Source organism: Colwellia marinimaniae (assembly GCF_002207865.1).
Lineage (GTDB): Bacteria > Pseudomonadota > Gammaproteobacteria > Enterobacterales > Alteromonadaceae > Colwellia > Colwellia marinimaniae.
In genome coordinates, this window is sequence record NZ_BDQM01000516.1 from 1 (window position 1) to 236 (window position 236).

At 20.3% G+C, this 236-nt stretch carries 1 protein-coding gene; it reads left to right on the plus strand.

All coding sequences use genetic code 11. The features are described from left to right. Positions 1–236 (plus strand): hypothetical protein (locus MTCD1_RS23870; protein ID WP_200818725.1); only part of this gene is annotated, 236 nt, incomplete at both ends.

Consider the following 236-nt stretch of genomic DNA (forward strand, 5'->3'; position numbering starts at 1 on the left):
ACAAAAGAGCAAGAAAGAGAAGGAAAAGAAGAAGAGAAGAAAAAAAGAAAAAAAAAAAAAGAAAAGGAGAAAAAAAAGAAAAAAAAAAAGAGAAAAAAAAAAAAAAAAAGAGAAAAAAAAAAAAAAAAAAAGAAAGAAAAAAAAGAAAAAAAAAAAAAGAAGAAAAAAAAAAAAAAAAAAGAAGAAAAGAAGAAAAAAGCAAATCGATATACCGGAATCGTCGCATTGTTATTAGA